This window comes from Sediminibacillus halophilus (assembly GCF_900103695.1).
In the GTDB taxonomy this organism is placed as follows: Bacteria; Bacillota; Bacilli; order Bacillales; family Amphibacillaceae; genus Sediminibacillus; species Sediminibacillus halophilus.
Genome location: NZ_FNHF01000005.1, coordinates 55,441 through 67,215 on the forward strand (window position 1 = coordinate 55,441; position 11,775 = coordinate 67,215).

The following is an 11,775-nucleotide window of genomic DNA, read 5'->3' on the forward strand; positions in this document are numbered from 1 at the left end:
CGCTGTTTTCGTTTATCCATAATTAAAATGATCCGGATGTGCACCAAGCCGATAGTCTTGATCCAAACCGTCTATTCTTTCCATGTCTGTGCCGGAAAGCTCAAAATCAAAAATAGCTGCGTTTTCTCGTTGTCTGCTTGCACGGGTAGACTTCGGAATAATGACCGTCCCGTTCTGGTAATGCCAGCGGAGAATAATTTGGGCAGCGGTTTTCCCATACGTTTCTGCCAGTTCACAAAGCAGCGGCTCATCCAAATAGGTTCCTTTTCCAATCGGTGACCAAGCTTCCACTATAATTCCCTGGTCACGGCAGAACTTTCTTGTTTCGATTTGGGCCAGTTTTGGATGATGTTCAATCTGATTGATCATCGGTTTGATTTCCGCATCGCGAAGCAGATCGTCCAAATGATGCGTCAAAAAGTTGCTCACCCCAATAGCACGAGCTTGGCCGTCGCGATACACCTTCTCCAAAGCACGCCATGTATCCTTGTATTTGTTAGGTACTGGCCAATGAATCAGATACAAATCGATATAATCTGTCCCTAGCTTTGTCAGACTTCGATTAAATGCTTCCAGCGTTTCCGTAAAACCTTGTTCGTTGTTCCATACTTTTGTGGTAATAAAGATTTCCTCCCGGGGGATTCCGCTGTCTTTCACAGCGCGCCCGACCCCCTCTTCATTTTGATAAAATGAAGCCGTGTCGATATGGCGATAGCCGATTTCCAAGGCAGATTTGACTGATTCATATACCTGCTCGCCTTCTTCGACTTTGTACACACCAAGACCAACCGAAGGAATTTCCACGCCGTTGTGCAACTTTGTCATTGTTTTCAATCCCATTTGTTAACCCCTTCCTATGTTAGACTGCTTCTGCTTTCATTCTACCGAAGCAGGAACAGGAAGAAAAGAAACATGAATCGTCTTTTTACAACAAAAAAGCTTGCAAGAAACCTTAAAGGTTCCCTGCAAGCCACCATTCCTTCCGTACTAATAGAATCATTCTTTCACGTAATCAGCCGTGATATTCTGTGCTTTCATTAACGTCTTCCGCGACAAGACCAGACAATACATGGACACGTAGGATGAAACCTTCCAATCTGCCATTCCCGCTCGTCACTGCCAGCGGATATTTGGATTCGAGCGCCTTTGGAATGATGTCATTGACATACTCTTCCTTAGTGACGGTTGTTACGTCTGTACTGAGCACATCTTCCAGGCTTTTCTTTTCCTTGATACCTTCAATGGCATCATCGATTGTAACAATACCTTGCAAGCTCCTGCTGCGGTCGACAACAAAGACGCTGGATATACCGTTCTCCTCCATCTCTTTAATAGCAACCTTTAAGCCATCTTTCAAGGAGACAAGGGCGTTCGGCTTGATCATAACATTTTCAGCCTGAAGAATTTTCGAGCGGTCGATATCTTTAATGAAATCAGATATATAATCATTAGCCGGGCTTTCCAAAATGGTCTCCGGCGTACCGATTTGCACGACCTTCCCGTCCTTCATGACCGCTACCCGGTCACCAAGCTTGAATGCTTCGTTAACATCATGTGTGATAAATATAATGGTCTTTTTGAGACGTTCCTGGATATCCAACAGTTCCAGTTGCATCTCCCTTCTAATTAAAGGATCCAAAGCACTGAACGGTTCATCCATCAACAGGATATCCGGATCATTGGCCAGGGCTCTAGCCAGGCCGACACGTTGCTGCATACCGCCGGAGAGCTCATCGGGATACTTGTCCTCATAGCCTTTTAGTCCGACTACTTCCAGATTTTCTCTGGCAATTTGTTGTCTCTTTTCCTTAGAAACATTTTTGATTTCCAGTCCATACTCGATATTTTCCAATACCGTACGATGATCAAACAACCCGAAGTGCTGAAAAACCATGGCGATTTTATTCTGGCGGAATTTTTTTAATTGGGATGAATTGTATTCAATGATATTTTCTCCATCTACATAGATCGAACCATCAGTCGGTTTATTCAAGAGGTTAAAGCAGCGAATCAGCGTTGATTTCCCGCTTCCCGACAGCCCCATGATCACGAAGATTTCCCCTTCTTCAATTTCCATCGAAGCGTCATAAACACCGACAGTATGCCCCGTCTCCTCGAGTATTTCCGCTTTCGATTTACCGCTCTTCACCTGTGGAATTACCGATTTCGGTTTGGAACCAAAAATCTTGGAAACGTGGTCGATTTTCACTTTAATGTTCGCCATTAATTCGCCCTCCTATGCTTCTGGAACCGATCGGCTACGCCGCCGGTGACACGGTCGATAATAATTGCCAGGAACACAATACTGATACCAGCTTCAAATCCAAGCGCTATATCGATCCGGTTAATCGAAATCAAGACCTGTTCCCCCAAACCTTGCGCACCAACCATCGAGGCGATTACGACCATTGCAAGCGCCATCATCGTCGTCTGATTGACCCCGGCCATAATCGTCGGCAAGGCCTGTGGCAGCTGGACTTTGGTCAACATTTGCCATCTGGAAGATCCAAACGACTGAGCTGATTCGACTACTTCCGGATCCACGCCTCGTATCGCCAGTTCTGTCAACCGGATAACCGGCGGCAGTGCATAAATTAATGTGGCGAAAATAGCCGATACATTCCCTAGACCAAAGAAAAAGATGGCAGGAATCAGGTAAACAAAACTCGGCATCGTCTGCATCGCATCCAGTATCGGACGCATTACCGTAGAAAACCCTTTGCTAAAGGCCATCCAGACGCCCAGGGGAATACCAATAATCAAACAAATAAGAACGGCAGACAGCACAATCGATATCGTCATCATCATTTCTTCCCATAAGCCGAAGGTTCCGACTAAAAAAATAAAGAAAGTGTAAAGCAATCCAGACCAAAGAGATTTAAAATACCAGCCAAGTAAAAAGATAAGAACAAGGAATAACCACCACGGCAAAAAATCTAAGAATGCTTCGATACCATTGATTGTCCGGGACGATATAAAAAAGATAAAATCAAACAAACCCGACAGGGCGTTGTCCAGGAAATCGACAAAATCAGAAACATAGTCACCTAAATGACTTTGAATATCTGGAAAATCATTCATCGGCACAACTGCTGTTCAGCAGTTTTTTCACCTCACCTATTTGTTTTTTTGTGCAAGTTTCATCGATTACTTGTCTTTGAAACCGAAAGTAGCTGACCGATTCCGGCCAGCTAATGACAGAAACCGACTGCCGCTTTTTGTGAGAGCAGCCGGTTTACACATGGTCAGCAGCTACTTAAAGTGCTTCTTTTACTTTTTCTGCCACGTCCTCTGGCACCCATTCCGTCCAAAGGTCTTCGTGTTCATTCATCCACCATTCAGCAGCTTCGTCTGCCGATGCATCGTTTTCATTCATGTAGGTCAATGCTTCCTCCGTCAAGGCACTGCTTGTTTCATAGTTACTTAAAAACTCGACAACTTCAGGTGCCTGGTCTGGAAGATTCTTATGCACACCAACGACTACATCATTTGGCGGGAACTCGGTTCCTCTTGTTTCATTCCATGTTTCTTCATCATAAGCCGGCTCTTCAAGCTTCGTCAGGTCGTACATTGCCGTGACAGCTGTTGGAGACCAGTAGTAACCTACCCAAGGTTCACCGGATTCGTAAGCATCAGCTAGTGACGTAACGATTGCTGCATCAGAACCTGGCATGAAATTGTTCATTGTTTCGTCCAATCCATATGTTTCAAACTTCTGGTCGATTTGTTCGGCTACCGCCCAGCCGCTCGGCGCATTCAAAATCCGGCCTCTTCCGGGATCTTCCGGGTCTTCAAACACATCCGGGTAGTTTTTCAGATCTTCTACTGTTTTTAAGTCAGGTGCCATTGGTTCAATGCCTCGTTCCTCATCCCCTTCAATTACGTAGGTAGGAACATAAAGACCTTGCTGGTTGTCATCGAAGTTTGTCGATACTTTCTCTATATCGCCGGAATCAATTGCTTCTTCGTAGACTTCTTTCACATTATCGGTCCATATTTCCATGTAAGCATTGATATCGCCTTCACGAAGGCCTTGCAATGTAGCGGCCGTTGACCCAGGTGTGACCTCCGTGTCGTAACCATAACCGTTTTCAATAATCTTTTGCGCTACACTATTATGGAACCGAATGCTATCCCATCCGGCGTCGGCAAGTACAATCGTATCAATGCTTCCTTCTCCACCGGAATCACTTTCCGAGCTATCAGAGCCACCACAGGCAGCTAAGAACACAAGTAAACTTGCCATCAATAAAAATAATAATTTTTTCATCAACTTTACCCCTTTTTGGTTATTTTTTACTCGTTCATGCAACATCCAGGCATGTTAATTTTATAGTTCGGTTTTTAAACAGCGCATTCCCTCCGGGCAGACAAATACAGCAGGTAAAAATAGACCCGCTAGAATGACTTAAAACAACATAAAAGCTGGCACACCATATGAAGCGTAATACAACATTTTTGTAATCTTCAGAGAATATAAAATGCGGAGGACGAACATGCTTTCTTCAGGAGACAGTGAAGAATATAAATGTGTTGAAATGGCGTCATTCAAACAACACACATTTCCAAATCATAAAATTAAAATGCCGTCAATGGACAACATATTCCATTCTATCCGAACCAAACAGAAAACCCAAACCGGCTAGAAGGTACTAATTAACGAAGAGTGTCGAAGGATGTCGGTTGTGGGCAAATAAAGGGAGTTTTTAGCGTTTTTGTTAGATATGCTCGATTTTTCAGCCAATTCAGGGTAAAAAGCAAAATCCATTCTTTACTTTTTACCCTGTCTGCCCCTGCACTAAACCTGGTATTTAAGCAGGTACTTTTCTTTCAAATCCGATTAGGGCAGCGAGTCGAATCAAGACACGATACAAAGCAAGAAAGCCGATCAAGCTTCCTGCAAGGCCCCAAGTATCCGTCAGAAGCAGCCATCCGGCCAACACAGCCATGATTGCAGCCGTTATATTCCCAGCTGGTCCGTTCAACGGTGTCCAGCTGTTATAAATGGTCGACGACTCCTTTTCCACTTCCTCAAAACAAACGTAATGGTATGGACGAACCCGCAGCCAATTGGAGGCTGTTACCAACTGGTCCCTTTTTTCTATTGGTTTCCCGCAATAGTGGCATATTATCGGTTTCATGGTATTCCCTCATTCTGTACAGTTTTCTATATTATAACGGAATAACCTGATGCTTGTCCTTCAAGCGGCCGATTTATCCCATACATTTTTTGTTGCCAATCAGTTGCTTTTTCCAAGAAATCGTGTTTAAATATTGTTCAATCATCAAACTATTCACCCATCAAACCATTTAAAAGGAAGTGAAAATGTGCAGGATAAAGAACTCAATGATTTGATTGATATGTACACTTCTGCAATGAATGAAGTCAATCGCAGAGTCAATATATTAATGAATGAGCAGGTTCATCAAGAGTTGACGTCCGACCAATTCGGCACGCTGCGCTTCGTGCATAAAAATCAACCGTGCACCAGTTCAGACATTGCCGATGAATTTTCCATCGGGAAAAGCGCGGTCACCGCTCAAGTCAACCGCCTAGTCGAACGCGGTTTCATCAATCGGGAAAGAGATGCAAACGACCGCAGAATTGTTTACTTAACATTGACCGATTCCGGGATCCGTACCATGAACCAAGGCTTAGTAAAGCTGTATGAGGTTCTTGGAGAAATTCTTTCTGAATTTAATCCAGAGGAAATCGGACAATTCATTCAAACACTGGATAAGCTAGTGCAGATTCTCAGAAAAAAGTAACACATGTACTTCAAGCAAAAATAGACTTTATAAGGAGTTCGTATAATGAGAAAAATTATTCAACTCAGATGGGCCGTTTTCGTGATTTGGATTGCTGCGGCCGTTTGTTTATTGGTGTTCTCTCCAAACTTGCAGGATTTAGTCCGTGATAAGGGGCAAATAGGGGTTCCGGATGGATACTCCTCTTCGAGAGCAGGCGAACTGCTGGAACAAATGTCAGATGATAATAACGAGGATACAGCGAGCGCTGTCCTAGTCTTCCATGAAGACGAAGGAATCAGCGATAACCAAAAGCAGGAAATTGCCGATGGCATCAGCAGTCTTCAAGATCGCGAGTCAGAACTGGGAATTTCAGAAGTGATGTCGTTTGAAGATAGCGAAGAGATTGAAGCACAAGTCATTTCGGATGATGGAACGACCATCATGGTACCTATGAACGTATCGCTTGCCGATCGTGAAGTTCAAGAATCACGGGAAGCAATTTATCAGGCAACCTCCTCCATACAGATCGAACATTACTTGACCGGGGAAACATATATTTCCGATGATATTATGGTCAATTCCCAGGAAGGGTTGAAGAAAACCGAATATATCACCGTAGCGATTATCCTGATTATTCTCTTTTTAGTTTTCCGGTCGGTGGTAGCACCTTTTATCCCACTGCTAACAGTTGGAATCAGTTATTTGGCTGCTCAGGGAATTGTGTCGATTCTAGCAGACACGGTCGATTTCCCGCTTTCAAACTTTACGCAAATTTTCATGGTCGCCGTCATGTTTGGAATAGGAACAGATTACTGTATTTTGCTGATCAGCCGGTTTAAAGAAGAACTAGCGCATCACGAAACGACCAAAGAAGCTGTGATGGCCACATATAAAGCAGCAGGGAAAACGATATTCTTTGCCGGTCTGGCTGTTTTGATCGGTTTCTCGACAATCGGCTTTTCAACCTTTTCTCTCTACCAATCTGCAGTCGCAGTTGCAGTCGGGGTCGCAGTCGTTTTGATTGCTTTAGCCACACTTGTACCATTTTTCCTCGTCGTTCTTGGCAGGAAGCTGTTCTGGCCGTTTGATAAAAACGTTTCCCACAAGGAGAGTAAACTGTGGGGCCATGTTGGCACTTTCGCCTGGACACGGCCGCTAATTTCTTTATTGATCATTTTGGTCATCACCATACCAAGTGTGATTGCATACAACGGACAAAAATCCTATAACTCTTTAGAGGAAATCGGCGATGACTATGGCTCTGTACAGGCCTTTAACTGGATTGCAGATTCTGTAGGACCTGGCCAGGCAATGCCTGCCACCGTAGTACTGCAAACCGATAAACAAATCGAATCACCGGAAGATTACCAGGATATCGAGCTACTTTCCCAGCACATCGCGGCTCTGGAGGGAGTCGATTCCGTACGAAGCGCAACTCGCCCTGCCGGTGAAGTGATCGAAGATTTCACGGTCGATAGCCAAACAGATCAGCTTAGTGACGGAATCGGTGAAAGCACCGACGGGATTGATGAAATTGAGTCTGGTTTCACCGATGCAGCAGATCAGCTTGAAAAATCCCAGCCAAAGTTGGAAGAGGCCGAGGCCGGGGTAGATGGGTTGATGAATGGTACCCAACAAGCCAATAACGGGATTGGCGAGATGCAATCGGCATTGGCCGAGATTCAATCCGGAATTGCATCAGGGGCTCAAGGAGCTGCAGAGATTCAAAGCAATTTGGAAACAATCCAAGCCAATCTTCAGCAAACAATCGATGGGAATCGGGAACTGCTGAATGGTTATCAAGGATTGGAACAGGGATTGAACTCCCTGATGCAAGGCTATCAATCTATGGAGCAAGTACTTGCCAGCTCCTTACAAAGCCTGGACTCTGCTGAACAAAACAATCCAGCCCTTTCCCAAGATCCAGATTTCCAAAAAGCAAAAGACCAGTTGGCCGCTGTCGTACAGGGAACCGATAACCAGCCTGGTTTAGCCGGTTTAAACAACAAGCTTGAAAATCAAGTTCTAGCCGGTTTACAGGAAGCAAATCAAGGGTTTACCAGTACAATCGATGGGCAAGAACAATTAGCTGACGGTCTTTCTCAGTTGAGCAATGCTGTCGGTGAACTTCAATCAGGACTGAACCAGGCTTCTGACGGACAACAGCAAGTCGTCAACAATATCCCGAGCCTGCAGGAAGGGTTGACCGAAATTTACGGCGGCCAGGAAGAACTGAAGGGCGCTTTCAGCGACATGCAGGCCCAGCTTTCTGAGCTGGCAGACGGACTTCATGAAGGATCGGACGGATTGGTACAAATATCCGACGGCCTGACGGAAGTACAAAGCTATTTGGATGAATTCTCAACCGCCAAACAACAACCGACGATCAACATACCGGAAGAAGCCATTGAAAACGAAGACTTTCAAGAAGGCATTGAACCATATCTGTCAGAAGATAAAAGGATTACGACTTTTGAAGTGGTATTGAGCAACAATCCATACTCGACCGAGTCGGTTAACTTTATCGGAGATTTAGAGGATGCTGTGGACGAGGCGAATGATGGAACAATTTTTGCGGATTCAAAAATTTCCATTGGTGGAGTAAGCAGCACAAACCATGACTTGCAGGAAATTTCCAATCAGGACTATTCACGTACCGTTATCTTTATGTTGGCGGGAATTTTCATTATTCTGGTCATCCTGCTCCGTTCTCTGGTTATGCCGATTTACCTGATTGGTTCGCTTGTATTAACCTACTATACATCCATGGGAATTGCCGAAATTATCTTCGTCAACATCCTTGATTATGAAGGCATTAGCTGGGCAGTTCCGTTCTTTGCTTTCGTCATTCTGATTGCATTAGGAATCGACTACAGTATCTTCCTGATGGACCGTTTTAACGAAAACAGAGACATGACGATCAAGGATGCCTTGTTATCTGCCATGAAAAATATGGGAACAGTCATCATCTCTGCTGCAGTAATTCTGGGAGGAACCTTCAGCGCAATGATGCCAGCCGGTGTGTTATCCTTGCTGCAAATCGCCACGGTAGTCCTTACAGGATTGTTTTTATACGCCGTGATCATGCTGCCACTATTTATTCCAATTATGGTACGGCTGTTCAAACAAGGGAACTGGTGGCCATTCCACCGTAAACAAGAAGAATAAAGAGAAAAACTTCAGCAACTTGTTAAGGCAGGCGCTGAAGCTGAACAATTGAAAAGCGCAAGGTGCCTTTCTTCCCAAGAAATCGAGTTCTAAAAGAGCTGGATCAAAAGCATCGTTGCCAAAAAGAAAACCGAACGATGTTCGAAATCTATTCGAACTCGTTCGGTTTTTCTTTTTTATATTTTTACTCAAACCTGCAAGATTATTCCTTCTTATCCTGCTACCATAAGTTTTTTCATGGAGGGTTAGATGATGTTCTTACACATCTTTATTTTTGGCTGCCGATGCGGCCTGCTTGTTTGATTGTTGATATAACCTGCTGCTTTGCCTCACGACTTTCATAATTGCGCATATGACGGAGAACCGTCGCCTTCTCTTCCTTCAGCCGCTTCAGCTCCTTTACTAGCCTGTCGCCTGACAATTCCTCTTCCTCGACCATGTGGGCATATCCTTGCTTTTGAAAGGACTTGGCGTTTAGGATTTGATCTCCCCGGCTGGCATTCCGGGAAAGCGGTACAAGCAACATCGGTTTTCGCAAAGCGAGGAACTCAAAGATAGCATTGGACCCTGCCCTGGATAAGACAAAATCGGTTGCGGCAAACAAATCGCTCAGTTCTTCATTCACATACTCAAATTGCGAATAACCCTCTCTTTTGATGGAATGTTCCACATTATTCTTTCCGCAAATATGAATGATTTGATACTCCTCAAGCAGCTCATCCAAATTCCCACGGACTGATTCATTGATTTTGGCAGAGCCACCGCTTCCCCCCATGATCAACAACACTGGTTTACTGTTGTCTAAATTGGCGATAGCCAGACCTTTTTCCCTGTTGCCCTGGAACAATTCATCGCGTACTACCGCCCCGATCCATTCCGCTTTGGTTTCCGGGAGGTATTGGATCGTTTCCGGGAATGTGGTCAGTACTTTCTTGGCAAAAGGAATGGCCAGCTTATTGGCTAGACCGGGCGTATAGTCCGATTCATGGATTACTGCAGGCGTTTTTCGCAGCCAGCCCGCTGCAAGCACCGGTACAGAGACGAATCCACCTTTTGAAAAAATGACCGATGGTTTGCGCTTTCCGATAATCCGATAAGATTGCAGTACTCCCTTCAATACTTTGAAAGGATCCTTAAAGTTTTCTTTCGAAAAATATCGACGCAGCTTGCCTGTCGATATTTCATGGTATTCTACGTTGTCCAGTCGGCTGATCAGCTCTTTTTCAATACCGTTTTTCGAACCGATATAATCTATTTTCCATCCCTCTTTTTGAAAATGGGGAATGACTGCAAGGTTAACGATGACATGGCCGGCGGTACCGCCACCCGTAAATAATATCCGTTTGTCACTCATATGTTAATTCCTCTCTCTTTCTGTACATAGTGTTTTATCCATAAGGACCCTAAGTATAATAATCATCGGGAATATGCTATAATCCTCTCTATCCTAATCGAAATTTATGTAAAAAGGAAGAGCAGTATGTACCGGACAAATTCTTTACAACAAAAACTAAAGTTATTCCTAGTAATTCTTATTCCCATTTTAATTACCCAGTTAAGCTTATATGCCATGAATTTTTTTGATACCGTGATGTCTGGAAAATTTGGTACTGCGGACTTGGCCGGTGTTGCGATCGGCTCTAACCTGTGGGTTCCGATTTTCACCGGAATAAACGGGATCTTGCTTGCTTTGTCTCCAATCGTCTCCCAATTAGTCGGAGGAGGAAAAGAAAAGGATGTCCCGGAAATTGTCCGGCAGGGAATCTATTTATCAATCGGTTTGGCTGCAGTTGTCACCATCATTGGCTTCTTTGTTGTCGATCCCATTCTCAATCGGATGGATTTAGAAGCAGAAGTCGCCCATGTAGCTAAGTTTTATTTAGCAGCGTTGGCTACAGGAATCATCCCTTTGTTTCTATTCAACTTACTTCGGTGTTTTATCGATGCGCTCGGTCAGACAAGAACATCAATGGTGATTATCCTCCTATCGTTGCCGCTAAACATTCTATTTAACTACATGTTCATTTTCGGGCGGTTAGGCATGCCCGCCCTAGGCGGTATAGGTGCCGGTATTGCCTCGTCGTTGACTTACTGGATTTCCTCTGCTGTAGCGGTGTGGGTTATCTACCGATACAAGCCGTTCCGGTTTTATGCAATTTTCACAAACTGGAGGAGACCATCCCTGCACGCTTGGTGGGAACAGCTGCGGATCGGCGTTCCGATTGGTTTTGCCATCTTTTTTGAAACAAGCATCTTTGCAGCTGTCACCCTGTTGATGAGTGTCTACAGCACGGAAACGATTGCCGCTCACCAGGCAGCAATCAACTTTGCATCCTATTTATATATGATTCCGCTTAGTATTGCGATGGCCTTAACAATTGCCGTTGGATTTGAAATAGGCGGCAGAAGGATGCATGACGCTAAGGTGTACTCGTACATCGGTCTCAGCTGCGGCATTGCAATTTCCTTTTTTGCCGGATTGATTTTATATACGCTCGATGACACCGTGGCCCGGCTGTATAATGACAATCCGGATGTCATCGCCCTGACGAAACAGTTTATTTTTTATGCGATTTTCTTTCAGTTTGCTGACGCTGTCGGGGCCCCGTTGCAAGGCGCATTGCGTGGCTATAAAGATGTCAACATCACTCTGGTTATGGCGCTCATATCCTACTGGCTCATCGGCCTTCCGAGCGGCTGGCTTCTAGCTCATTTCACCGATTTCGGTCCTTTCGGCTACTGGATGGGCATTATCATCGGATTAAGCGCAGGGGCCGTCACCTTATACGGCAGGCTCGTTTTTCTGCAGCGCAAGCTTTCTCGTCAACTTGCGGATGCATAACAAAAGTCTTTCTC

The 11,775-nt window shown here is 44.7% G+C and carries 9 protein-coding genes; 3 read left to right on the forward strand and 6 right to left on the reverse strand.

The window, feature by feature from the left end:
• Positions 1-12: 12 nt before the first annotated feature.
• From BLR82_RS15720 to BLR82_RS15740, 5 genes are all read right to left on the reverse strand, one after another.
• Entirely contained in the window at positions 13-840 is an 828-nt protein-coding gene (locus BLR82_RS15720; RefSeq protein ID WP_074600434.1) for an aldo/keto reductase, read from the reverse strand.
• A gap of 172 nt (positions 841-1,012) precedes the next feature.
• Positions 1,013-2,224, reverse strand: a complete 1,212-nt coding sequence (locus tag BLR82_RS15725; protein WP_074600435.1) for a quaternary amine ABC transporter ATP-binding protein — start codon at positions 2,222-2,224, stop codon at positions 1,013-1,015.
• Positions 2,224-3,081 (reverse strand): ABC transporter permease, encoded by an 858-nt coding sequence (locus BLR82_RS15730; protein WP_074600436.1) that lies wholly within the window; start codon positions 3,079-3,081, stop codon positions 2,224-2,226. The genes BLR82_RS15725 and BLR82_RS15730 overlap by 1 nt, the downstream gene beginning before the upstream one ends.
• Before the next feature lie 175 nt (positions 3,082-3,256).
• Positions 3,257-4,270: an ABC transporter substrate-binding protein gene (locus BLR82_RS15735; protein WP_074600437.1), complete on the reverse strand. Its 1,014-nt coding sequence runs from the start codon at positions 4,268-4,270 to the stop codon at positions 3,257-3,259.
• Positions 4,271-4,811: 541 nt separating this feature from the next.
• Positions 4,812-5,141 carry a hypothetical protein gene (locus tag BLR82_RS15740; RefSeq protein ID WP_074600438.1) on the reverse strand — a complete coding sequence of 110 codons (330 nt, stop codon included), beginning with the start codon at positions 5,139-5,141 and terminating at the stop codon, positions 4,812-4,814.
• 187 nt (positions 5,142-5,328) lie between these two features.
• Between BLR82_RS15740 and BLR82_RS15745 the strand changes: the two genes are divergently transcribed.
• Positions 5,329-5,769, forward strand: a complete 441-nt coding sequence (locus BLR82_RS15745) for a MarR family winged helix-turn-helix transcriptional regulator (RefSeq protein ID WP_083334899.1) — start codon at positions 5,329-5,331, stop codon at positions 5,767-5,769.
• Between the two features lie 45 nt (positions 5,770-5,814).
• Complete coding sequence (locus tag BLR82_RS15750) at positions 5,815-8,919, forward strand: MMPL family transporter (RefSeq protein ID WP_074600439.1); 3,105 nt, start codon at positions 5,815-5,817, stop codon at positions 8,917-8,919.
• A gap of 268 nt (positions 8,920-9,187) precedes the next feature.
• On the opposite strand, the gene BLR82_RS15755 is transcribed toward BLR82_RS15750, so the two are convergent.
• Positions 9,188-10,273 carry an undecaprenyldiphospho-muramoylpentapeptide beta-N-acetylglucosaminyltransferase gene (locus tag BLR82_RS15755; RefSeq protein ID WP_074600440.1) on the reverse strand — a complete coding sequence of 362 codons (1,086 nt, stop codon included), beginning with the start codon at positions 10,271-10,273 and terminating at the stop codon, positions 9,188-9,190.
• Between the two features lie 90 nt (positions 10,274-10,363).
• On the opposite strand from BLR82_RS15755, the gene BLR82_RS15760 reads away from it, so the two are divergent.
• The gene (locus tag BLR82_RS15760) at positions 10,364-11,761 is read left to right on the forward strand and encodes an MATE family efflux transporter (RefSeq protein WP_281242225.1); all 1,398 of its coding nucleotides are present in this window, start codon (positions 10,364-10,366) and stop codon (positions 11,759-11,761) included.
• Positions 11,762-11,775: the final 14 nt, after the last annotated feature.

Coding starts and splice junctions, on each gene's coding strand:
- BLR82_RS15755 (WP_074600440.1), bottom strand. CDS start 10,273: ATGAGTGACAAACGGATATTATTTACGGGTGGCGGTACCGCCGGCCAT.
- BLR82_RS15735 (WP_074600437.1), bottom strand. CDS start 4,270: ATGAAAAAATTATTATTTTTATTGATGGCAAGTTTACTTGTGTTCTTA.
- BLR82_RS15720 (WP_074600434.1), bottom strand. CDS start 840: ATGGGATTGAAAACAATGACAAAGTTGCACAACGGCGTGGAAATTCCT.
- BLR82_RS15750 (WP_074600439.1), top strand. CDS start 5,815: ATGAGAAAAATTATTCAACTCAGATGGGCCGTTTTCGTGATTTGGATT.
- BLR82_RS15740 (WP_074600438.1), bottom strand. CDS start 5,141: ATGAAACCGATAATATGCCACTATTGCGGGAAACCAATAGAAAAAAGG.
- BLR82_RS15730 (WP_074600436.1), bottom strand. CDS start 3,081: ATGAATGATTTTCCAGATATTCAAAGTCATTTAGGTGACTATGTTTCT.
- BLR82_RS15725 (WP_074600435.1), bottom strand. CDS start 2,224: ATGGCGAACATTAAAGTGAAAATCGACCACGTTTCCAAGATTTTTGGT.